General features: G+C 73.4%; 20 protein-coding genes. 12 read left to right on the forward strand and 8 right to left on the reverse strand.

The features are described from left to right. Positions 1 to 17 precede the first annotated feature (17 nt). The 3 genes from ACSUPV_RS37185 to ACSUPV_RS37195 are packed head-to-tail and all read left to right on the forward strand — an operon-like array spanning position 18 to position 4717. Complete coding sequence (locus tag ACSUPV_RS37185) at positions 18 to 1667, forward strand: extracellular solute-binding protein (protein ID WP_436949459.1); 1650 nt, start codon at positions 18 to 20, stop codon at positions 1665 to 1667. A gap of 31 nt (positions 1668 to 1698) precedes the next feature. Beyond that, positions 1699 to 2766 carry a LacI family DNA-binding transcriptional regulator gene (locus ACSUPV_RS37190; protein ID WP_436949460.1) on the forward strand — a complete coding sequence of 356 codons (1068 nt, stop codon included), beginning with the start codon at positions 1699 to 1701 and terminating at the stop codon, positions 2764 to 2766. A 22-nt stretch (positions 2767 to 2788) separates the two neighbouring features. Continuing rightward, positions 2789 to 4717 (forward strand): DUF2264 domain-containing protein, encoded by a 1929-nt coding sequence (locus ACSUPV_RS37195; protein ID WP_436949461.1) that lies wholly within the window; start codon positions 2789 to 2791, stop codon positions 4715 to 4717. Positions 4718 to 4722: 5 nt separating this feature from the next. Here the strand turns inward: ACSUPV_RS37195 and ACSUPV_RS37200 are convergent, their stop codons facing one another. From ACSUPV_RS37200 to ACSUPV_RS37210, 3 genes are read right to left on the reverse strand one after another with little or no spacing between them, the layout of a single operon-like run. Then, positions 4723 to 6216 carry a tripartite tricarboxylate transporter permease gene (locus ACSUPV_RS37200; RefSeq protein ID WP_031120668.1) on the reverse strand — a complete coding sequence of 498 codons (1494 nt, stop codon included), beginning with the start codon at positions 6214 to 6216 and terminating at the stop codon, positions 4723 to 4725. Between the two features lies 1 nt (position 6217). Further along, a complete protein-coding gene (locus ACSUPV_RS37205; RefSeq protein WP_031120669.1) occupies positions 6218 to 6757 on the reverse strand; it encodes a tripartite tricarboxylate transporter TctB family protein in 540 nt (179 codons plus the stop codon). Then, positions 6754 to 7737 (reverse strand): Bug family tripartite tricarboxylate transporter substrate binding protein, encoded by a 984-nt coding sequence (locus tag ACSUPV_RS37210; protein WP_037762332.1) that lies wholly within the window; start codon positions 7735 to 7737, stop codon positions 6754 to 6756. Before ACSUPV_RS37210 ends, ACSUPV_RS37205 begins: the two co-directional genes overlap by 4 nt. 251 nt (positions 7738 to 7988) lie before the next feature. Here ACSUPV_RS37210 and ACSUPV_RS37215 point away from each other — a divergent pair, with 251 nt between their 5' ends. Further along, entirely contained in the window at positions 7989 to 8729 is a 741-nt protein-coding gene (locus tag ACSUPV_RS37215) for a response regulator (RefSeq protein ID WP_436949462.1), read from the forward strand. 204 nt (positions 8730 to 8933) lie between these two features. On the opposite strand, the gene ACSUPV_RS37220 is transcribed toward ACSUPV_RS37215, so the two are convergent. Then, entirely contained in the window at positions 8934 to 9134 is a 201-nt protein-coding gene (locus ACSUPV_RS37220; RefSeq protein WP_436949463.1) for a hypothetical protein, read from the reverse strand. Between the two features lie 341 nt (positions 9135 to 9475). Between ACSUPV_RS37220 and ACSUPV_RS37225 the strand changes: the two genes are divergently transcribed. From ACSUPV_RS37225 to ACSUPV_RS37260, 8 genes are all read left to right on the forward strand, one after another. Then, a complete protein-coding gene (locus ACSUPV_RS37225; RefSeq protein WP_359792958.1) occupies positions 9476 to 10600 on the forward strand; it encodes a Gfo/Idh/MocA family protein in 1125 nt (374 codons plus the stop codon). Continuing rightward, a complete protein-coding gene (locus tag ACSUPV_RS37230) occupies positions 10597 to 11523 on the forward strand; it encodes a PmoA family protein (protein WP_359792956.1) in 927 nt (308 codons plus the stop codon). The genes ACSUPV_RS37225 and ACSUPV_RS37230 overlap by 4 nt, the downstream gene beginning before the upstream one ends. Next, complete coding sequence (locus tag ACSUPV_RS37235; RefSeq protein ID WP_436949464.1) at positions 11517 to 12278, forward strand: cupin; 762 nt, start codon at positions 11517 to 11519, stop codon at positions 12276 to 12278. Before ACSUPV_RS37230 ends, ACSUPV_RS37235 begins: the two co-directional genes overlap by 7 nt. Positions 12279 to 12347: 69 nt before the next feature. Further along, positions 12348 to 13631 carry an ABC transporter substrate-binding protein gene (locus ACSUPV_RS37240; protein ID WP_436949465.1) on the forward strand — a complete coding sequence of 428 codons (1284 nt, stop codon included), beginning with the start codon at positions 12348 to 12350 and terminating at the stop codon, positions 13629 to 13631. Further along, on the forward strand, positions 13628 to 14566 hold the full coding sequence (locus ACSUPV_RS37245) for a carbohydrate ABC transporter permease (RefSeq protein ID WP_037762232.1): 939 nt from the start codon (positions 13628 to 13630) through the stop codon (positions 14564 to 14566). Before ACSUPV_RS37240 ends, ACSUPV_RS37245 begins: the two co-directional genes overlap by 4 nt. Beyond that, positions 14563 to 15429, forward strand: a complete 867-nt coding sequence (locus ACSUPV_RS37250) for a carbohydrate ABC transporter permease (RefSeq protein WP_037762235.1) — start codon at positions 14563 to 14565, stop codon at positions 15427 to 15429. The genes ACSUPV_RS37245 and ACSUPV_RS37250 overlap by 4 nt, the downstream gene beginning before the upstream one ends. A 5-nt stretch (positions 15430 to 15434) precedes the next feature. Further along, on the forward strand, positions 15435 to 16028 hold the full coding sequence (locus ACSUPV_RS37255; protein ID WP_436949466.1) for a hypothetical protein: 594 nt from the start codon (positions 15435 to 15437) through the stop codon (positions 16026 to 16028). Between the two features lie 197 nt (positions 16029 to 16225). After that, entirely contained in the window at positions 16226 to 16678 is a 453-nt protein-coding gene (locus ACSUPV_RS37260; RefSeq protein ID WP_359792947.1) for a phospholipase, read from the forward strand. 67 nt (positions 16679 to 16745) lie between these two features. Here the strand turns inward: ACSUPV_RS37260 and ACSUPV_RS37265 are convergent, their stop codons facing one another. The 4 genes from ACSUPV_RS37265 to ACSUPV_RS37280 all read right to left on the reverse strand — a co-directional run bounded on the left by ACSUPV_RS37265 (position 16746) and on the right by ACSUPV_RS37280 (position 21337). Beyond that, positions 16746 to 17447: a phosphatase PAP2 family protein gene (locus ACSUPV_RS37265; RefSeq protein ID WP_037762240.1), complete on the reverse strand. Its 702-nt coding sequence runs from the start codon at positions 17445 to 17447 to the stop codon at positions 16746 to 16748. 134 nt (positions 17448 to 17581) lie between these two features. Further along, a complete protein-coding gene (locus tag ACSUPV_RS37270) occupies positions 17582 to 18655 on the reverse strand; it encodes a FecCD family ABC transporter permease (RefSeq protein WP_037762242.1) in 1074 nt (357 codons plus the stop codon). Then, positions 18652 to 19713, reverse strand: coding sequence for an iron ABC transporter permease (locus ACSUPV_RS37275; RefSeq protein WP_051851589.1), 1062 nt, complete (start codon positions 19711 to 19713; stop codon positions 18652 to 18654). Before ACSUPV_RS37275 ends, ACSUPV_RS37270 begins: the two co-directional genes overlap by 4 nt. Then, positions 19703 to 21337 carry a (2,3-dihydroxybenzoyl)adenylate synthase gene (locus tag ACSUPV_RS37280; RefSeq protein ID WP_037762244.1) on the reverse strand — a complete coding sequence of 545 codons (1635 nt, stop codon included), beginning with the start codon at positions 21335 to 21337 and terminating at the stop codon, positions 19703 to 19705. Before ACSUPV_RS37280 ends, ACSUPV_RS37275 begins: the two co-directional genes overlap by 11 nt. Positions 21338 to 21416: the final 79 nt, after the last annotated feature.

A 21416-nucleotide genomic window follows, 5' to 3' on the forward strand; every position in this document is an offset into this window, starting at 1 on the left:
CACGAGGTGGTTCACCCATGCCCCGCATGTCCCGACGCACCCTCCTGCGCTCCATGGCGGCGGGCGGTGCCGCCGTCACCGCCCCCGGTCTGCTGACCGCCTGCTCGTCGGAATCCGGTGACGGTGACGTCTCCAACGCCGGGAAGAAGCTCGCCCCCTGGCCGGCCCACCGGCCCACGACCGGCCCCGAGCCCGACCTCGCCCCCACCGACGCCGGTGTCCAGGCCGGATACACCTCCTACCCCTCCGACCTGGTCAAGTCGGTCTCCCGCACCCCGGGCGACGGCTCCACCGTCCGCGTCATGACCGTCTCCTTCGGCACCCCGCCCAAGCCCGCCTCGCAGAACCGGTTCTGGGCCGCCGTCGAGAAGGCCCTCGGCGTCAAGATCGAGTACACGATCATCTCCCAGGCCGACTACCAGAAGAAGATGGCGACCGTCATGGCCGGCGACGCCGACGCCCTGCCGGACATCATCAACATGTTCTCCGGCTTCACCCTGCCCCGCGAGGCCCAGTTCGTGCAGCGCCGCGCCCAGGACCTCACGCCCTACCTCTCCGGTGACGCCATCACCGAATACCCCAACCTCGCCAACATCCCCACCCACGCCTGGCGAGACATGGGCCGCATCGGCGGCCGCATCTACGGCATCCCGCTGGAACGCCCACTGCCCGGCTCGACACTGTGGATCAACCAGGACATGTTCGCCGACGCGGGCATGACGGAGGACTGGACCGGCGAGGACTTCACCGCCGTGGCCCGACGCGGCACCCGCGGGAAGACGTACATGCTCGGCGCCGCGACCGGGTCCCTGTTCGGCAACGGCTACCACTCCGCCGCCCACAACGCGCCCCAGAGCTGGGCCGTCACCGAGAACGGCACCTTCCTCCCGGCGGCGGCCGACGAACGCTACAAGGCGTCGATCGCCTTCCGGGCGCAGCTGCGCAAGAACGGCTCCTACCACCCCGACGCCACGTCCATCTCGCAGATCGACCTCACGACCCTCTACTACAACGGCACCGTCGGCTCCATGCAGGACGGTTTCGGCGCCTACCTGCCCAAGTACCGGGAGTCGCAGGGCAAGATGACCCCGGCGGCGGCCCTGCCGTACAGCGTGGGCGGCGAGCCCGGAGGCATCGTCGCCGCCCGCCGCTCCTTCGGCTACACCGTCCTGAAGCAGGCGAAGAAGGAGCGCGTCGAACTGCTGCTGCGCATCCTCGACTACCTGGCCGCGCCCTTCGGCAGCGAGGAGTGGGAACTCGTCCACTACGGCGTCGAGGGCGTCCACTTCACCCGCGCCGAGGACGGCTCACCCGTACCCACGAGGCTCGGCGAGGTCGAGAACAACACCAACCTGCCGCTGAAGTACCTCGCCGAAGGCCCCCAGGTGCTGTTCGTGCCCGGCATGCCCGACGCCGTGCGCGCCCTGCACGCCTGGCAGCGGAAGGTCGTCCCGCACGCCGTCCGCGATGCCTCCTTCGGGCTCCAGTCCGCGACGAACAACGCCCAGGGCGCCACCCTCAAGACCCTCCTCGACGACACCGTCACCGGCATCATCGCCGGACGCCTGCCCCTGTCGGAGTGGGACGCGACGGTGAAGAAGTGGCGGAGCCGCGGCGGCGACAGAATGGCCGAGGAGTACGCGAAGGACTACGCGGCCAACACCTGAGCGGCGGTGGCCGGAAGAGGGGATGCGGGGGATGGGGAACGACATGGTGTCCAAGGGACGGGTCACGATCCGCGAGGTCGCCGAGCGGGCGGGCGTGTCCACGGCCACCGCCTCCCGCGCGCTCAGTGGCAACCACCCGGTGCCCGCCGCGACCCGGGCCCGGGTCCTGCGCGCGGCCCGCGACCTGGACTACGTGGCCAACGCGCACGCCCGCGCCCTGGTCGGCGGCGGCCGCAAGATGGCCGCCGTCGTCGTCCGCCAGGTCACCAGCCCCTTCTACGCGCAGGTCGCCGAGGGCGTGGAGGCCGAGGCCGCCGACCGCGGCTGGCTCTGCGTGGTCGGCGCCACCGGCGGCGACGCGCAGCGCGAGATGGAGTTCGTGCAGCTCATGCGCGAGGAGGGGGCCCGGCTGGTGATCCTCGTCGGCGGGGTCGTCGAGGACGACGCCTACCGCGAGCGCGTCGCCCACTACGCCCACGCCCTGGACTCCTCCGGCGCCCGGCTCGTGCTCTGCGGCCGGCCCGCGCCCGACCCCGGCATCCCCGCGCTGGTCGTGGAGTTCGACAACGAGGCCGGCGCACACGCCGTCACCGGCCATCTGCTCTCCGCCGGGCACCGCCGGATCGTCTTCCTCGGGGGTCTGCCCGGCAACACCGCCCTCGACGCCCGCGTGGCCGGCTACCGCGCCGCTCTCGCCGAGCACGGGCTGCCGCCCGAGGCCGCGCACGTCGTCGACTGCGGCCTCGGCCGCGCCGCGGGCCACCGCGCCATGACCGAACTGCTGAAGCAAACAAGGGAGTTCACGGCCGTCTTCGCCGGGGACGACATGGTCGCCGCCGGCGCCCTGCGCGCCCTCGCCGACACCGGGCTGAGCGTGCCCGGGGACGTCTCCGTCGTCGGCTACAACGACATCCCGCTCGCCGAGGACTTCAACCCGCCGCTCACCACCGTCCGCACCCCTGCCGAGGAACTCGGCCGCGCCGCCGTGCGCATCGCGCTGCGCGATCCCGAGCACGCCGCCGGGGCGCACCACCTGCTCGGCACCCACATCGTCGTCCGCGACAGCGTCGGCCCGCCCCCGACCGGGCGCGCCCTGTGACCCACGGAGGAACCACACCCGCATGAGCGCGCCGCACGTGTCGCTCCCCGACCCGGCCCACCTCCCCCAACTGCCGCCGTCCGACCCGCTGACCTCGCCGGTCACCGGCTGGACCCGGGCCCACTGGGAGGCGATCGCCGACCGCCTCCTCGACGCCCTGACCCCCTACGCCACCCGGGGCCTCGCCCAGTACCGCCTCCCCGGACCGCCCAGCCACTCCGGGCCCTGGTCCGACGGACTGGAGGGCTTCGCCCGCTCCTTCCTGCTGGCCGCCTTCCGCATCGCCGGGTCGGGCGGACGGCGGCCCGACCTGGTCGAGCGGTACGCCGTCGGACTCGCGGCCGGCACCGACCCGCACGGCCCCGACCGCTGGCCGCCCATCACCGACCGCGGCCAGCCCATGGTCGAGGCCGCGTCCGTCGCGATCGCCCTGCACGAGACGCGCCCCTGGATCTGGGACCGGCTCGACGACCGCGTACGGCAGCGGATCGCCGACTGGCTGGGCGGCTTCGTCGGAGCGGTCGTCAACGACTCCAACTGGCGGCTGTTCCAGGTCATCACCGAGGAGTTCCTCGCCTCCGTCGGCGCCCCGCACAGCCGCTCCGAGATCGACGCGGGCCTGGCCCGCCTGGAGGACTGGTACCGGGGGGACGGCTGGTACACCGACGGCGACGGCCGCAAGTTCGACTACTACAACGCCTGGGCCCTGCACCTGTACCCGGTCCTGTGGGCCCGCATCGCCGGGCCGCGTGCCGATCCGGGGCTGGTGGCGGAACACCGGGCGCGCCTGCGGTCGTTCCTCCACGACCACCAGCACTTCTTCGGCGCCGACGGCGCACCGGTCCACCAGGGCCGCTCCCTCACCTACCGGTTCGCCACGACGGCGCCCCTGTGGGCGGGCGCCCTCGCCGACGCCACCCCCCTCCCGCCCGGGCGCACCCGCCGCCTCGCCTCCGGCGCGCTGAAGCACTTCGCCGAGCGCGGCGTGCCGGACGCCGAGGGACTGCTCACCCTCGGCTGGTACGGGCCCTTCCTCCCGGTCACCCAGCGGTACTCGGGCCCGGCCTCCCCGTACTGGGCGAGCAAGGCCTTCCTCGGCCTGCTCCTGCCCGCCGATCACCCGGTGTGGACCGCTCCCGAGGAACCCGGCCCGGTCGACTCGGGCGACGTGCGCCGCGCGTTACCGGCCCCGGGCTGGCTGCTGCACTCCACCGCGGCCGACGGGATCGTACGGCTCGTCAACCACGGCAGCGACCGGCTGCCGCCCCCGCCCGCCACAGCGCAGGACAGCCCGCACTACGCCCGGCTCGCCTACTCCAGCGCGACGGCGCCCGAGACGCCGGGGGACCGGGCCCCCGACAACCACATCGCCCTGCTCGCCCCCGACGGCACACCCAGCCCGCGCGGCCGCATCCACCCCCTGGGCGTCGAGGGCGACCGGGCCGCGTCCTGGCACCTGGCCGTGCTCCCGGGCGGCGCCGAAGGCCACCGCGTCGAGACGGTCAGCGTCGTGCGCGGCCCGTGGGAGGTGCGGGTGCACCGGGTCGACGCGCCGCCCGGCACGCCCGTGCGCGAGGGCGGCTGGGCCGTCGCCGACGACACCGGGCCGCCCGCCGCGCGCACCGGCCCCGGCTGGGCGCTGGCCCGGCGCGCGGACGGACTGACCAGCACGATCGTCGGACTGCACGGGTGGCGGGACGCCGGGACGGCCGTGGCGCACGCGGTCGGCACCAACGCCCACGGCCACCACTCGGCGACCCCGCACCTCACCCTGCCCGCCCACCCGGGCGGCACCCACCTGCTGGTGACCCTCGTCGTGCTGAGCGCCGACCCGGAGGTGAACGACGGCGACCCGCACGCGCGCGGTTCAGGAACGCGCGTACGGGTCACCGGGGCCGGAGAGGTGGAGATCCGCTTCCCGGACGGCACCCGGGAGCGGGTGCCGCGTTGACCGGGTCAGGCCGCGGCGCGGCTCCGGATCACCGCCTTCTTCAGCAGCGGCCAGGCCAGCAGCAGCACGATCACCGCGTACACGATCACCGCGAACGGCGTGTTGACCAGCCCGGTGACGCTCCCGTCGCTGATCTGCAGGGCCCGCCGCAGCTGCTGCTCGGCGTTCGGGCCGAGGATCACGCCGATGACTGCGGGCAGCACCGGCAGCCCGTAGCGGCGCATGCCGAAGCCGATCAGGCCGATGATCAGCAGGATCACCAGGTCGATCACCTCACCGCCGACCGCGTACGCGCCGACCGCCGCGAAGAACAGGATGCCCGCGTACAGGTACGGCCGCGGGATGCGCAGCAGCTTCGCCCAGACCGGCGCCAGCGGCAGGTTGAGCGCCAGCAGCAGCACCATGCCGACGAACAGGGAGGCGATCAGGCCCCACACCAGGTCCGGTTCGCGCTCGAAGAGGAGCGGGCCGGGCTGGATGCCGTACTGCTGGAACGCGGCCAGCATCACGGCCGCGACCGCCGTGGTCGGCAGGCCCAGGGTCAGCATCGACACCAGCGTGCCCGCCGCCGAGGCCGACGCCGCCGACTCCGGCCCGGCGACGCCCTCGATGGCGCCCTTGCCCCACTCGTCCTTGTGCTTCGACAGGCGCTTCTCCGTCACGTACGACAGGAAGGTCGGGATCTCCGCGCCGCCCGCCGGGATCGCGCCGAACGGGAACCCGATGAACGGGCCGCGCAGCCACGACTTCCAGGTCCGGTTCACATCCCCGCGCCCCAGCCACGGCCGGCCCACCGGAATCGGCTCCGGCGGCCTGCGCCGCAGGTGCGCGGCGACCCACAGGGCCTCGCCGATCGCGAAGAGACCGACCGCGACGATGACGACGTCGATGCCGTCGGCCAGTTGCAGCGAGCCGAAGGTGAGGCGCTGCTGCCCGGTCATCTGGTCCAGGCCCACCAGGCCGAGCGTCAGGCCGATCAGCAGGGACGCCATGCCCCGGACCCGGGACGAACCCAGCACCGACGTCACCGCGATGAACGCCAGCACCATGATGGCGAAGTAGTCCGGCGCGCCGATGTCCACGGCCAGTTCGGCGACCGTCGGCGCCAGCGCGACCAGCAGGATCGTGCCGACCATGCCGCCCGCGAAGTGCCCGATCGCCGCGGCCGCGAGGGCCTGGGCGCCGCGCCCGGACTTGGCCATGGGGTTGCCCTCCATGGCCGCCACCACCGCCGCGCTCTCACCCGGGGTGTTGAGCAGGATGGAGGTGGTGGAGCCGCCGAACATCGCGCCGTAGTAGATGCCGGCGAACATGATGAACGCGCCGATCGGGTCGAGCCCGTACGTCACCGGCAGCAGCAGCGCGACCGCCATCGCCGGGCCGATACCCGGCAGTACGCCGATCGCCGTGCCGAGCAGCACCCCGATCGCGGCCCAGAGCAGATTGACGGGGGTGAGGGCCGTACCGAACCCGTCGATGAGGGAGTTGAGGGCGTTCATGTCACAGCACTCCCATCAGCGGACCGCCGGGCAGGGGCACTCCGAGCAGGTTGTTGAAGACGGTGTAGGTGACCAGGGAGAGCCCGGCCGCGATGAGCGGGTCGCGGTCGATCCTGCGGCTGCCGAGCGCGAACGCCGCGCCCCAGAACAGCAGGGCGCCCGCGACGGGGAAACCGAGCGGCTCGATCAGGACGGCCGCGCCGAGGAACACCCCGGCGAGCAGCAACACGGTGCGCCAGTCGGCGGGCTCCGACAGGTCGACGTCCTCGCCGGTCTCGGCCTGGCCCCGGCCGCCGCGCAGCACGTCCACGGCGAGCAGAGCGGCGATCAGCAGCAGTCCCGCGCCGACCACGACCGGCACCGTCTTGGGGCCGACGGGGCCGCGCTGGGCGATGTCGACGTCCATGGTGAGCGCGTCGGTGAGGACGAGCACGCCCAGCGCCAGCAGCAGCGCGCACACGCCGAGCTCGGAGTGCTCCCGCAGCCACGAGCGCTTCTCGCTGCCCTGCGCGGGCGGAATGTCGGTGGTCTGCGTCGTCACAGTCCCAGCTCCTTCAGCACCGAAACCACGCGCTTGTCCTCGGCGTCGAGGAACGCGCCGAACTCCTCGCCCGTGAGGAAGGCGTCGTCCCAGCCGTTCTGCTCCAGGGACTTCCGCCACTCGTCCGAGTCGTGCAGTTCCTCGATCAGCCGCACGAGCTTGTCCCGCTCGCCGTCGGTCAGGCCGGGCGGGGCGACGATGCCGCGCCAGTTGGTGAAGTTCACGTCGTAGCCCGCCTCCTTCAGCGTGGGCGCGTCCAGCCCCTCGACGCGCTCCGGGCCGGTGACCGCGAGGAGGCGCAGCTCGCCCGCCTTGATCTGGTCCAGGTACTCGCCGACGCCGGAGACACCGAAGGCGACCTTGTTGCCGAGGATGGAGGCGAGCAGCTCGCCGCCGCCGTCGAAGGGGATGTAGTTGACCTGCTTCGGCGGGATCCCGGCGGCCCGGGCCATCAGCATCGGCGCGAGGTGGTCGGGCCCGCCGGGCGAGGAGCCGCCGCCGACCGGCAGCTTGCCCGGGTTCTCCTTCCAGGCGCCGATCAGGTCGTCGATCGTCTTGTACGGGGAGTCCTTCGCGACCACGACGACGTCCTGCTCCTCGGTGAGCCGGGCGATCGGCGTGGTGTTGCCGAGTGTCTTCGGCGCGTCGTTGGACCGGACGGCGCCCACGACCCCGAGGCCCATGGACATGGCGAGCTTGCCGTTGCCGTGCTCGCTCACCAGCCGGCTCAAGCCCACCGTGCCGCCCGCGCCGGGCAGGTTGAACACCTCGATGTTGTGGGTCAGTCCGGCGTCCTCGGCGTTCTTCGCGGCCGTCCGGGCCGTGATGTCGTAGCCGCCGCCGGGCGTGTTGGGGACCATGAAACGCAGGCCCGGGATCTGAGTGCCGGTCTCGGTGCCGCTGCCGGTGGTCACCAGCGGCGGACCGACGAGCACGAGCACGGCGGCCCCGAGCAGGGCGAGGGGAGTGCGCAGGCGCACGAGTGCCACCACCTGTCGGTACGTCGATGCGGGTAGGTAAAGGCCCTGTGGGGGAGGGTGAGGTGGGCCACATGCTGCACCGGACGCCGACGGGCTGTCTCTCTTGCGGAACCAACGGAGGTTTTGGTCTTTGCGGTCGCCGGCAGCGGGGGTGTCCTGCCCGGCCGGCGGGCCCCGCCGTGCACGTCTCTTTCCTTCACCGCAGGTGGACGCCATGATGGGCGGCCCCGGCGCGGAAGGAGCGGACCCCGATGACCAGCGAGCCCGGGACGTCCGGGATGATCGACGTCCTCGTGGTCGACGACGACTTCATGGTGGCCAAGGTCCATCGCGCCTTCGTCGAGCGCGTGGAGCCGTTCCGCGTCGTCGGCGTCGCCGGCAGCGGGGAGCAGGCCGTCACCGCCGTCGACGAGCTGCGCCCCGACCTGGTCCTGCTCGATCTCCATCTGCCGGACATCTTCGGCCTCGACGTCATCCCCCGGCTGCGGGCCGCCGGCCACGACTGCGACGTCATGGTGGTCAGCGCCGCCCGGGAGGCCGAGACCGTCCGCGGCGCCGTCCGGCACGGCGTCGTCGACTACCTCCTCAAGCCCTTCGACTCCGAGGAGCTGCGCGCCCGTCTGGAGCGCTACGCCGAGCGGCGCGGCCGGCTGCTGGGCACGGTCGTGCGCAACCAGGCGGACGTCGACCGGGTGCTGGCCGGAGCGGCCGGACCGCCCTCGGCGGCCCCGGCCCTGCCCAAGGGCATGAGCGTGGAGACCGCCGAGCTGGTCGAGCGGGCCCTGCGCGCGGCGGACGACACCCTGTCCGCGACCGAGTGCGCGGCCCTGACCGGCGTCTCCCGCGTGAGCGCCCGCCGCTACCTGGAGCACTTCCACACCGTCGGCCGGGTGGAGGTGTCCCTGCGCTACGGCGTCGCGGGCCGGCCCGAACGCCGCTACCGCTTCCGCGACCGGCCCACCGCTCCAGGACGGGGCGAGGCACGCGCGTAGGGCCTGCCCGGCGACAGACCCCACGGCGTGCCGGGCGCCAGACCTCACGGTGTGCCGGGCGGCGGACCCCACGACGTGCCGGGAGAGCGCCGTGCCGGTGTACGGCTCCCCGTCGGGTGCCGTGCCGGTGTGCGGCTCTGCGTCACGCGCCGTGCCGGTGTGCGGCTCCGCGTCACGCGCCGTGCCGCGTGCGCGCGGCCCGGGTCACCCGCGGGCGCGCGCCGCGCAGTCCACGTCCCGGGCCGGCAGGCGTCCCGTGGCCAGGCGCTGCTGATGGTAGCGGGCGAGGGGGTCGGAGCCGGGGGCTCGCTCGGCGGCCGTGGCGGGCGGCGCCGTGGACGCGAGAGCCCTGGCTGTGAGGGCGAGGGCGGCTCTCCTCGCGATTCCCGGGAGGCGGGACAACACGTGGGTGTCCTTCCTGTCGCGGATACCCCCGACGGCATGGCAGGGACATGTCGATGAAGGGGGTGTGTGCGACAGAAGGGTAGGGAGGGGCCCACCGCCTGATCACTCCGGCTGGCAGCCACTTCCCTTGTGGGGTATACCCCCGCAGGAAGGCGGGGGAACGCTGTTTCCCCGGCCGCGGCGCCCACCGGAATATCCGCCCCAAGCTGGGAGAACGCACGGGCAGACCTTGTGCAGGTCCGTGCAGGGGGGTTGTCCAGACATTCTCTCCCGCCTAGGGTCACCTTCCGAGTGCAAGCGCTTTCCAAGCGTGAGTCCGCCGGCCGTCCGAGGAGCGCCGCATGTCCGTGTCCCCAGGGTCTCCCACCCGCCGCCGCGTGGCCGTCGTCGGCACCGGAGCCATCGTCGGCGGCAGCCACCTGCCCGCGCTGCGGGCCCACTCCGACCGGGTGGAACTGGTCGCCGCCGTCGACGTGGACCAGGAGCGGCTCGACGCCTTCCGCGAGCTGGCCGGCGAGCAGGTCGCCGGGTACACCTCGATGGACGCGATGCTGGACGCCGTACGCCCCGACCTGGTCCTCATCGGCACGCCGCCCTCCCTGCACCGGGACCAGACGGTGGCCGCGCTCAAGGCCGGTGCCTGGGTGCTGTGCGAGAAGCCGCTCACCCTGTCGCTCGCCGAGTACGACGAGATCGCCGCCGCCGAGGAGGCCACGGGCGCCTACGCGGCGGTCGTCTTCCAGCACCGCTACGGCTCCGGCGCCGTGCACGCCCGCGAGCTGATCACGAGCGGCGAGCTGGGCGCCCCGCTGGTCGCCCACTGCCAGACCACGTGGCACCGGGACGCCGCCTACTACGCGGTGCCGTGGCGCGGGAAGTGGGCCAGCGAGGGCGGCGGACCGACCATGGGCCACGGCATCCACCAGTACGACCTGCTGCTGCACCTCCTGGGCGAGTGGGAGGAGATCCGGGCGATGGCGGCCCGGCTCGTCCACGACACCGAGAGCGAGGACGTCTCCACCGCCCTGGTCCGCTTCCGGAGCGGCGCCCTCGCCACCGTCGTCAACAGCGTGCTCTCCCCGGACGAGGTGAGCCGCATCCGCATCGACTGCGCGGACGCCACCGTCGAACTCACCCACCTGTACGGCCACAGCAACGACAGCTGGGTCTACACCCCGGCCCCGCACGTCGCCTCCGACCGCGCCATCGCCTGGCGCACCCCCGCGCACGACGTGCCGAGTTCGCACACGGCCCAGCTCGGCGCGCTCCTCGACGCCTACGACAGCGGCACCCGACCACCGGGCAGCGGCCGGGACGCCCGCGCCACCCTCGAGTTCGCCGCCGCCCTGTACAAGGCGGCGTTCACCGGCCGATCCGTGCACACGGGGGAGATCGGCCCCGGCGACCCGTTCTACGAGGCCATGCACGGCGAGTACCCCGACTGGGCCCCCAAGGAGCGCGTATGAGCATCCGCGTCACCCACACGCACGGCGAGGACATCGCCGTCACGGCGGCGAACGGCACGGAGATCCTCCGTTACGTCTACCGCCCCGACCCGGATCCCTTCGAGTCCCGCAAGCCCTACGCCCATCCCGTCCGCACCCTGTCCGGCCGCACGGTCACCGGCTACCGCCCGAACGACCACCGCTGGCACAAGGGCCTGCAGATGACGGCGAGCCATCTGTCCGGCCAGAACTTCTGGGGCGGCAACTGCTACGTCCACGGCCAGGGCTACCTCCGCCTGCCGGAGCGGGTCGGCTCGATGCGGCACGACGGCTTCTCCGCCTTCACCGTCGAGGACGACCGCCTCTCCTTCACCGAGGACCTCACCTGGATCGAGAACGGCGGCCAGGAGTGGGCGCGCGAAGTGCGGGGGCTGACCGTGCACGGGGTGGACGAGGAGACCGGCGCCTGGGCCCTCGACTGGTCGATCCGCCTCACCAACACCCGTTCCGAGCCCCTGGCCTTCGGCTCCCCGACCACGGCGGGCCGCGAGATGGCCGGCTACACGGGACTCCAGTGGCGCGGCCCGCGCGACTTCACCGGCGGCACGGTCTTCGCCCCGGACACCGACGCCGACGCGGGCAAGCTGATGGGCACCCAGGGCCCGTGGCTCGCGTTCACCACCGAGCACGACGACGTCGACGGCCACTCCACCCTGGTCTTCGCGCACGCGCCCGAGAACCTCGACGAGACGTCCGCGATCCACGAGTCCCACTGGTTCGTCCGCTCCGAGCCGTTCCCGACGGTCGCCTTCTCCTGGGCGTTCTTCGAGGAGTTCGAGCTGCCGCCGGGCGAGTCCTTCGCGTACCGCTACCGCATCGTCGTCGCCGACGGCGCCTGGGACCGCGACCGGGTCGGCACCTACCTGGGGGGCCTGCCGTGGTGAGCGAACCGAAGCCGGCGCTCCCGCACCCGCTGCCCGGAGCGGTCGGCCTGTCCCATCTGAGCGCCTACGACTGGGAGGCCGCCGACGGCGTCTGCGGCGGCAGCCCCCATCTGCACCTGGTGTGCACCGAGGCGTACGTCGTCACCGGCGGCCGGGGCGCGGTGCAGACGCTGAGCCCCGACGGCTACCGGGACATCCCCCTGGCGGCCGGCTCCGTCGCCTGGTTCACGCCGGGCACCGTGCACCGCATGGTGCAGGGCGGCGACCTGCGCATCACCGTGCTGATGCAGAACAGCGGCCTGCCCGAGGCGGGGGACGCCGTGTTCACCTTCCCGCCCGAGGTGCTCGCCGACCCGGAGAGGTACGCCGCCGCGGCCGCCCTGCCGCCCGGCACCGGACCGGAGACGGCGGCGGCCGCCCGCCGCCGCAGGGACCTCGCCGTCAAGGGCTACCTCGCCCTGCGCGAGTCGCTCGTCGCCGGGGACGACGGCCCCTACCGGGAGTTCCAGCGCGCCGCCGCCCGCCTGGTGCGCGACAAGGTGCCCACCTGGCGCGCCCTGTGGCAGGCCGGCGCCCTGGCCACCGCCGAACGCACCGGCGCCCAGCTCGACGCGCTGGCCGCCGGCGAGCCCGCCTACCTCGGCGAGGCCACCGCCCACGAGGCCGCGCCCACCCGGCTCGGCGGCTTCGGGATGTGCGGCCGCCGCGACGAGTACGCGCTGCCCGGCACGACACTGCCGTACCAGGCGGAGTAGCCGCACGGGGATCCGGGGGGGGACTGAGGGGGGCTCAACCACAACTCCGAGGAGAGGAGTGACCTCGGCATGCCCGGACACAGGACAAAGGGGTTCTGCGCGTCGGCCGCCGCACTGGCACTGTGCGCCGTGCTGGCGGGCTGCGGAGGACCCGGCGAGTCCGCCGGCGGCGGCAAGGTCGTGCTGCGCTACACGTGGTGGGGCAACCCCGACCGCGCGGAACGCACCGAGCAGGCCGTCGCGCTGTTCGAGAAACAGCACCCGGACATCGACGTGACGACGTCGTTCTCCGGCTACGACGCCTACAAGCAGAAGCTCGCCACCCAGGCCGCCGGCGGCGACGCCCCGGACGTGATGCAGCTGGACTACCGCCAGATCGACCAGTACGCCTCCGGCGGCGTCCTGCTCGACCTGGGGAAGCAGAAGTCCGTCCTGCGCACCTCCGAGATCGATCAGGGCCTGCTCGCCACCGGCCGCGTGGACGACGTCCAGTACGCGATCCCGCAGGGCCGCGGCACCGAGACCGTCGCCTACGACGTGCAGACCTGGAAGAAGTCGGGCGTGCCCCTCCCCGGCGACAGCTGGACATGGAGCGAGTGGGCCGACACCATGCGCGCCCTGGCCGAGAAGACCGGCAAGCCCGGGGCGACCGACCCCGGCCAGAGCGAGGACGCCTTCGAGGTCTGGCTGCGCGGCCAGGGCAAGGCCCTCTACACGAAGGACGGCGGACTCGGCTTCACCGCCGACGACCTCACCCACTGGTGGACCTTCACCGACGGGCTGCGCCGCGAGGGCGCCGTCTCGCCCGCCGAGCAGACCACCCAGCTCGACGGCTCCGTCGAGAACACTCCGCTCGGGCGCGGCAAGTCCGTCACCGACGCCAACTGGGACGCCCCGGCGAGCGGTTTCCTCGCCCTCGTCCCGACCGGCGTCGCCCTCGCCCCCATGCCGACGGGCGAGGACGGCACACCCGGCCAGTACTTCAAGCCGTCCATGTTCCTCGGCGTCTCCGCCGACACCGCCCACCCGGAGGAGGCGGCCCGGCTCGTCGACTTCCTGATCAACGACCGGCGGGCCGCGAAGATCCTCGGCGCGAGCCGCGGGATCCCCGTCAACGAGACCATCCGCGACGAGATCGGCCCGCAGCTCAAGGACTTCGACAGGACCATCGCCGACTTCCAGGCGTCCCTGGAGGGCAAGCTCAAGGACCCGCCCCAGGCCCCGCCCTCGGGCGACAACGCCCTGCAGAGCACCTTCCAGCGCGACTACGACCAGGTCTCCTACGCGCGCATGTCGCCCCGCGAGGCGGCCGAGAACTACGTCACCGAGGCGAAGGCGGAGCTGAGGTCATGACCACCACCGCGATCCCCGCGGAGGCGGAGCGCGCCCCCGCCCCCGCCCCGAAGCGCCGTCCCCAGCGCGAACGCGAGGGCGCCGCCTGGGTGTTCCTTTCTCCGTGGGTCCTCGGCGCGATCGTCCTGACGCTGCTGCCGATGGCCGTGTCGCTGTACCTGTCGTTCACCGACTACGACCTGTTCACCCCGCCGAAGTGGGTGGGCCTGCGCAACTACACGCAGATGTTCACCGAGGACCCCCGCTACTGGCGCTCGGTCGTGACGACCCTGACGTACGTCGTCGTCGCCGTACCCCTGCAACTGGCCCTCGCCCTCGTCGTGGCGCTCGCCCTGAAGGGCATGAAACGCGGCAAGGCCTTCTACCGCTCCGCGTTCTACGCGCCCTCCCTGCTCGGCGCGTCGATGTCGATCGCACTGGTCTGGCGGGCGATCTTCAACGACGGCGGCACCGTGGACCACCTGTTCGGCACCGGCGGCTGGGTCAACAAGCCCGGCTGGGCGCTGCTCGCCGTCGCCCTGCTGACGGTGTGGCAGTTCGGCGCGCCGATGGTGATCTTCCTCGCCGGGCTCCAGCAGATCCCCGCCGAGCTGTACGAGGCGGCGGCGTGCGACGGGGCCTCGAAGTGGCGGCAGTTCCTGTCGGTCACCGTGCCGATGCTCTCCCCGGTGATCTTCTTCAACCTCGTCCTGCAGACCATCCAGGCCTTCCAGGTCTTCACGCCCGCCTTCGCGGTCAGCGCCGGCAAGGGCGGACCCGCCGACTCGACCCTCGTCTACACCATGTACCTCTACGACCGCGGCTTCGTCGCCTCCCACATGGGATACGCCTCCGCCATGGCCTGGGTGCTGCTCGTCGTGATCGGCGTCGTCACGGCGGTGCTGTTCCGCACCTCGCGCTCCTGGGTCTTCTACGCCTCCGAGGGGGACCGATGACCGCCGTCCCGACCACCGCGCCCCGCAAGCCCGTCCGCTGGGGCCGGATCGCCCTGCACCTCGGCTGCCTGGCCGCCCTGCTGGTGATGCTCTACCCGCTGGCCTGGCTGCTGGCCACCTCGCTCAAGCCCGCCGACGAGGTCATCGCCAGCCTGAACCTGCTGCCCAGCCACCTGGAGTGGGCGAACTACCAGACCGCCCTGGAGGGCGTGAACGACGTCTCCATCTGGCGGCTGCTCGGCAACTCGCTGCTCATCGCGGGCGGCGCGGTCCTCGGCAACGTCATCAGCTGCTCGCTGGCCGCCTACGCCTTCGCCCGGCTGCGATTCCGGCTGCGCGGGCCGCTGTTCGCCTTCATGATCGCCACGATCATGCTGCCGCACCACGCGGTGCTGATCCCGCAGTACATCATCTTCAACCAGCTGGGCCTGGTGAACACCTACTGGCCGCTGATCCTGCCGAAGTTCCTCGCCACCGAGGCGTTCTTCGTCTTCCTCATCGTGCAGTTCATGCGCGGCCTGCCGCGCGAGCTGGAGGAGGCGGCCCGGATCGACGGCTGCGGCCCGTTCCGCAGCTTCTTCCAGGTCGTGCTGCCGCTCACCCGGCCGGCCCTGATCACCACCGCCATCTTCACGTTCATCTGGACCTGGAACGACTTCTTCACCCAGCTCATCTACCTCTTCGACCCGGACAAGTTCACGCTGACGCTCGCCCTGCGCTCCTTCGTGGACGCCTCCAGCACCTCCGCCTTCGGCCCGATGTTCGCCCTGTCGGTGATCGCGCTGCTGCCGATCGTGCTGTTCTTCCTCGCCTTCCAGCGGTTCCTGGTGGAGGGCATGGCCAGCTCCGGACTGAAGGGGTGAGCGGGATGCCGACACGTGAGGCCGGCGAGGTGTTCGGGCCGCGCATGACGCTGTTCGCGGACGTGCTGAGCGTCGGCCTCGTCACCTCGGTGGCGTGCCTGCCGCTGGTGACGGCCCCGGCCGCGCTGTCGATGGCGTGTGCCGTGCTGCGCGGGGCCGGGCAGGACCGGCCGGTCACGGCCGGACGGTACGTCGCCCTGCTGCGCGAGCGCCTGCGGGCCGGTGACCTGCTGGCGGGAGCCGTCGCGCTGGCGGGCCTGCTGCTGCTCGCCGCGGACCTGGCGCTGGCCGGGGCGGGGCTGCCCGGGGCGCCGCTGTTCGCGGTGGCCGCCGCCGGCATCGGCGCGTGCGCGGCGGTCGTCGGCCTGCGCGCCTGCGGGCGCCCGGAGTCGGTCACCGACTGGCGGGCGGCGCTGCGCGGGGCCGCCCGGGACGCCGTGGCGGACATCGGCGGCAGCGGCCTGGTCCTGCTCGCGGTGGCGACGGCCGCGCTGTGCGCCTGGATGCTGCTGCCGCTGGCCTTCCTGGTCCCCGGGCCGCTGGCCCTGGCGCTCACAGCCGTCGACATCCGGCGGTCCGCCGCCGTTCCCCTTCCCTAGTCACCGTTCCCTTCCCTGGCCCACCGTTCCTCATCCCTGGCCCGCCGTTCCCTTCCTTCGCCCGCCGTTTCCCTTCAACCGTCAAGAATTCAGGGGCTCTTGGGGCAGGTCGGGTGTGAGCGCCCCGAGGAGGTGGTCATCCTCTTGTCATGAACCTGCGGCTCGATGGACGGGCCGCGGCCTCATGGAGGTGTGGGATGCACCGAAGACTCTCCACCGGTCTTGCCGCCTCGACCCTGGCCCTCGTCACCGTCGTCGGCACCGCGACGACCGCGAGCGCCGCTCCCGCCGACAAGCCCCAGGTGCTCGCGAGCTGGACGCAGACCAGCGCGTCGAGCTACAGCGCCTGGGCCGCCGCCCGGGCGAACCGGGCCGCCTGGTCCGCGTACGCCTTCGACTGGTCGACCGACTACTGCTCCTCCTCGCCGGACAACCCGTTCGGCTTCCCCTTCTCGATGTCCTGCGCCCGTCACGACTTCGGCTACCGCAACTACAAGGCCGCGGGCACGTTCGACGCCAACAAGTCCCGGCTCGACAGCGCCTTCTACGAGGACCTCAAGAGGGTCTGCGCCGCCTACGCCGGCGGCACCAGGACCTCCTGCGACGGCACGGCGTGGACGTACTACCAGGCCGTGAAGGCCTTCGGCTGACGGCCCGTCAGCGCGAGGGGGTGCCGGGCGCGGGGCGATGCCTCCCCGCGCCCGGCCGACCCGCGGCTCACCGGCGCAGGGAGTCGGTGATGCTGATGCGCGGCCACGAGCGGGCCGCCGTGAGAAGCGCCTGTGTCCTCGCGGAGGGAGTGGCCGCTGCCGCCGCCAGCGCCGCCGCGGCGCTCGCGATGCCGAGGACGGCGCCCGCGGCCACGTCGCCCGGGTAGTGCACGCCGGTGTGGATGCGGGAGTAGCCGACGGCGCTCGCCAGCGCCCCGAGGGGCACCGCCGCCGGGGGCAGGACCACGCCGACGGCGGTGGCGAAGGCGACCGCCGACGCGGTGTGCCCGGAGGGGAACGAGGCCGACGTCGGCATCGGGACGTGCCGGTCCACCGTCACCCGGGCGGCCTCCCGGTCCGGCCGGGCCCGGCGCACCAGGCGCTTGCCGAGCAGGTTGGCGGAGGCCGAGGCCACGGCGATCGCGCCGACGCCGGCGAGGGCGGCCCTGCGCGGTCGCTTGCCGGCCAGTGCCAGGGCGGCGGCGATGGTGAACGAGATCTTCGAGTGGTCCGCCGCGTGCGACAGGTGGCGCAGCGTCCGGTCGAGGGTGGGCGTGGGGGTGGCGGCGACCGCCGCGTACAGGGCGCCGTCCACGGCCCGGAGATCGCCCATGACGGCACTCAGGAGCCGACCGGGCCCGCCCGAGGGCTTCCCGTCCTTCGGGAGCGGACGGAGGGCGTCCGCGTCTGTGGTCGTCGGATCGGTCATGTGCTTCTCCCCGCAGTGGCCTTCCCAGCAAGGTACCGGCTCACGCCGGGCGCACGCTCGGCGCCCCCGCGAGCCGGTACCTCCCGAGTGCCCAGGCGGCGGCGGGCCATCCGGTGAGCCGGGCCACGACGCCCTCAGATGCGCCCGGCGCGTCGTTGCCGGCGCAGGAGGAGGCCCAGGTACAGACCGCCGACCACCGCGGTCACCACGCCGACCGGGAGCTGGGCCGACTCGTGGAGGTGCTGGGAGGCGAAGTCCGCGGTGACCACGAGGAGCGCGCCGGTGCAGGTGGCGGCGAGGAGGTTGGGGCCCGGTTGCCGGGTGAGGCGCCGGGCCAGCTGGGGCGCGATGAGGGCGACGAACGGGATCGGTCCGGCCGCGGCGGTGGCGACCGCGCAGGCCGCCGTGGCGAGGACCAGCATCACCAGCCGGGTGCGCTGCACCGACACGCCGAGCCCGCCCGCGACGTCGTCGCCCATCTCCAGGATCTTCAGCCGGCCCGCCACGCACGCGATCAGCGGCAGGACCACCAGCAGCCCGAGCGCGGCGGGCCGCACGTCCTGCCAACCCCGGCCGTTGAGGCTGCCGTTCAACCACACCATGGCCTGCGCGGCCTCGGTGAACCGTGCCTTGGCCAGCAGATAGGCGTTGACCCCCTGGAGCAGGGCGCTGACGCCGATGCCGACGAGGACGAGCCGAAACCCGTGGATGCCGTGCCGCCAGGCGAGGACGTAGACCAGAACGGCCGTCGCCAGGCCCCCGGCGACCGCCCCGAGCGCCACCTGGCCGCCGGTGCCGCCCGCGACCAGCACGACCAGCAGGCCGCCGGTGGCCGAGCCGTAGGTGAAGCCGACGATGTCGGGGCTGCCGAGCGGGTTGCGGGACAGGCTCTGGAAGAGCGCGCCGCTCACCCCGAGGGCGGCCCCGACGAGGATGCCGGTCAGCAGCCGCGGCAGTCGCAGTTCGCCCACGACGAAGTCGGTCCGGCGGCTGCCGTTGCCCAGCAGGGTCCGGACCACGTCCGCCGGGGAGATCGCGTACTCGCCGGTGCCGAGGGCGAGGACGCCCACCCCGGCCGTGGCGGCCAGTACGAGCAGGCAGACCGTCAGGGCGCGCACGTCCAGCCGCAGGGACAGGCGGTGGGAGCGGCTCCGTACGACGTGGGTCCGGGCGGGGAGCCCGGCGGGCGCCGGGGTCTGCGTCGTCATGCGGCCACCACCCTGCGGTGCCGTACGAGCGCGATGAACACCGGCGCCCCGACGACCGCCGTGACCACGCCCGCGTCGAGTTCGTCGGGGCGGACGGCGACCCGGCCGAGGACGTCCGCGCACAGCAACAGGGCCGGGGCCAGCAGCAGGGACAGCGGGAGCGTCCAGCGCTGGTCGGCGCCGACGAGCATGCGGGCCATGTGCGGGACGGCGAGGCCGACGAACACCAGCGGGCCGACGGCCGAGGTCGCCGCGCCGCACAGCAGCGTGACGGCGAGCAGCCCGAGGAAGCGGGTGCGGTGCAGATGGGCGCCGAGCGAGCGGGCGGCGTCGTCGCCGAGGGCCATCGCGTTGAGCGGCCGGACCAGGCCGAGCGCCAGCACCAGGCCCACGGCGACGAACGGCGTAATGGTCGTCAGCGTGGCGCTGTCGGCGCGAGCGAGCGAGCCCACGCTCCAGAACCGCAGCTGGTCCAGGGCCTGCGCGTCGAGCAGCATCAGGGTCTGGCTGATCCCGGTGAACACCGCGGCGATCACCGCGCCGCCGAGCGCGAGCCGTTCGGGCGTGGCGCCGCCGCGTCCCCCCGAGGCCAGCGTGTACACGAGCAGGCCCGCCACCACCGCGCCCGCCAGGGCGAACCACACCGACGCCCACAGGCTGGTCAGGCCCAGCACGGTGAGGGACAGGACGACGCCGGTGGCCGCCCCTGCGTTGACGCCGAGCAGGCCGGGATCGGCCAGCGGGTTGCGGGTGAGCGCCTGGATGAGCGCGCCCGCGACCCCGAGGGCGGCACCCGCGGCGATGCCGGCCAGGGTGCGCGGCACCCGCACGTCCCAGACGACGGAGGCGGCGGTCGAGCCGTCGTCGTGCCGCAGCGCGTCCACGACGACGGACACCGGCAGCGACCGCGACCCGATGGCCAGGCTGAGCAGGACGGCCACGAGGAGCAGCAGCAGGGCGCCCAGGACGGCGAGGGTGCGGGTGGAGGTCCGGCGGCGGGCGGGGGGCGCCGGGGAGTGCTTCTCCGGGCGGGCCGGAGCGGTGGTCTCAGCCGGCACCGCTGCCCTCCGCGCGCAGTCGTGCGGCGATCCTGCGGCCCAGCTCCTTCTTGTCGATCTTGCCGACGGAGGTCCTGGGGAAGACGTCGGCCACCTCCACCCGGTCGGGCAGCTTGTAGGCGGCGACGCCCCGTTCGGTGAGGAACGCGGCCAGGTCCCGCTGGGTGGGAGCCGCCCGGCCGCCGCGCAGCACGAGGTAGGCGCAGGTGCGTTCGCCCATGGTCGCGTCGGGCATGCCGACCACGGCCGCGTCGTGCACCGCGGGGTGGGCGAGGAGGTGGTTCTCCAGCTCCTCGGCGGAGACCTTGTCGCCGCCCCGGTTGATCTGGTCCTTGGCCCGGCCCTCGACGACGAGGTGCCCGGAGGGCAGGACGCGCACCAGGTCGCCGGTGCGGTAGTAGCCGTCGTCGGTGAAGGAGCGGGCGTTGTGCTCGGGCGCGCGGTAGTAGCCGCGCAGGGTGTAGGGGCCGCGGGTGAGCAGCTCGCCGGTGCCGCCGGGCGGCACGTCGTGGCCGTCCTCGTCCACCACCCGGATCTCGTCGGCCGGGGACATCGGGCGGCCCTGGGTCTCGGCGACGAGTTCCGGCGGGTCGTCCAGGCGTGTGTAGTTGAGCAGGCCCTCGGCCATGCCGAAGACCTGCTGGAGGGCGCAGCCGAGGGCGGGTCCGACCCGGGCCGCGGGTTCGGCGCCCAGCTTGGAGCCGCCGACCTGGAGCAGCCGCAGGGACGACAGGTCGGCCTCCTCCCACTCCACGGCGTCCAGCCAGAGCAGGGCGATCGGCGGGACCACGGCGGTGACGGTGACCCTCTCCCGCTCGATCAGCGCGAAGGCGTCCTCGGGGCTCGGGGTGGGGGAGAGGACGACGGTGCCGCCGACGTACAGCGTGCCGAGCAGCCCGGGGCAGGCGAGCGCGAAGTTGTGCGCGGTCGGCAGGACCACGAGGTAGACGGTGGAGCTGTCGAAGCCGCAGACCTCGGCGCTGGCGCGGACGTTGTAGGCGTAGTCGTCGTGGGTGCGCGGGATGAGCTTCGGCTTGCCCGTGGTGCCGCCGGACAGCAGCAGCACGGCCACGTCCGAGGGGTCGGGCACGGCCAGGGGGACCGGGTCGGCGTCGACGTCGCCGAGCGCGGTGAACTCCGCGGGATCACCGGCCACCAGGACGTGCTCCACGCAGGGCACGGCCTTGCGGACGGCCCGGGCGAGGGCACGGTGGTCGAAGTGGTCGTGCGTGTCGGGGATCGCGTACGCCTTCGCGCCGGACGTCTCGGCGACGTGGACGATCTCGCTCTCCCGGTGCGCGGGCAGCGTGAGCACCGGTACCGCCCCGGCCCGCAGCAGCGCGAAGAACAGCACCACGAAGGCGTCGGTGTTGGGGAGTTGGACCACCACGCGGTCCCCGGCGCCGATGCCGAGCCGGCGCAGTCCCGCGGCCTGACGGTCGGCGCGGGCGTCGAGTTCGGCGTACGACCACCGGTCGCCCGCCGCGTCCACGAGCGCGATGCGCTCCGGGTCGCGTTCGGCCCGGTCCCGCAGCAGCCGGTCCAGCGGCCGGCCCTCCCAGAACCCCTCGGCCCGATACCTCTCGGCGACCTCTTCCGGCCAGGGCACCCAACCGTCGAGCATCCTCAACTCCCGCCTGCTGTTTAGGAAAGGCTTCCCTAATGGAAGATCGGGGTCAAGCCTGGACGAGACTTCGGCGCGG

The organism is Streptomyces sp. SudanB52_2052 (assembly GCF_964272415.1).
Taxonomy (GTDB): domain Bacteria; phylum Actinomycetota; class Actinomycetes; order Streptomycetales; family Streptomycetaceae; genus Streptomyces; species Streptomyces olindensis.

Bases quoted from the DNA above. Each gene is read 5' to 3' on its own strand.
- ACSUPV_RS37280 (WP_037762244.1), bottom strand. From the start codon at position 21,337: ATGCTCGACGGTTGGGTGCCCTGGCCGGAAGAGGTCGCCGAGAGGTAT.
- ACSUPV_RS37195 (WP_436949461.1), top strand. From the start codon at position 2,789: ATGAGCGCGCCGCACGTGTCGCTCCCCGACCCGGCCCACCTCCCCCAA.
- ACSUPV_RS37185 (WP_436949459.1), top strand. From the start codon at position 18: ATGCCCCGCATGTCCCGACGCACCCTCCTGCGCTCCATGGCGGCGGGC.
- ACSUPV_RS37270 (WP_037762242.1), bottom strand. From the start codon at position 18,655: ATGACGACGCAGACCCCGGCGCCCGCCGGGCTCCCCGCCCGGACCCAC.
- ACSUPV_RS37230 (WP_359792956.1), top strand. From the start codon at position 10,597: ATGAGCATCCGCGTCACCCACACGCACGGCGAGGACATCGCCGTCACG.
- ACSUPV_RS37200 (WP_031120668.1), bottom strand. From the start codon at position 6,216: ATGAACGCCCTCAACTCCCTCATCGACGGGTTCGGTACGGCCCTCACC.
- ACSUPV_RS37255 (WP_436949466.1), top strand. From the start codon at position 15,435: ATGCCGACACGTGAGGCCGGCGAGGTGTTCGGGCCGCGCATGACGCTG.
- ACSUPV_RS37190 (WP_436949460.1), top strand. From the start codon at position 1,699: ATGGGGAACGACATGGTGTCCAAGGGACGGGTCACGATCCGCGAGGTC.
- ACSUPV_RS37245 (WP_037762232.1), top strand. From the start codon at position 13,628: ATGACCACCACCGCGATCCCCGCGGAGGCGGAGCGCGCCCCCGCCCCC.
- ACSUPV_RS37215 (WP_436949462.1), top strand. From the start codon at position 7,989: ATGACCAGCGAGCCCGGGACGTCCGGGATGATCGACGTCCTCGTGGTC.
- ACSUPV_RS37250 (WP_037762235.1), top strand. From the start codon at position 14,563: ATGACCGCCGTCCCGACCACCGCGCCCCGCAAGCCCGTCCGCTGGGGC.
- ACSUPV_RS37265 (WP_037762240.1), bottom strand. From the start codon at position 17,447: ATGACCGATCCGACGACCACAGACGCGGACGCCCTCCGTCCGCTCCCG.
- ACSUPV_RS37225 (WP_359792958.1), top strand. From the start codon at position 9,476: ATGTCCGTGTCCCCAGGGTCTCCCACCCGCCGCCGCGTGGCCGTCGTC.
- ACSUPV_RS37240 (WP_436949465.1), top strand. From the start codon at position 12,348: ATGCCCGGACACAGGACAAAGGGGTTCTGCGCGTCGGCCGCCGCACTG.
- ACSUPV_RS37260 (WP_359792947.1), top strand. From the start codon at position 16,226: ATGCACCGAAGACTCTCCACCGGTCTTGCCGCCTCGACCCTGGCCCTC.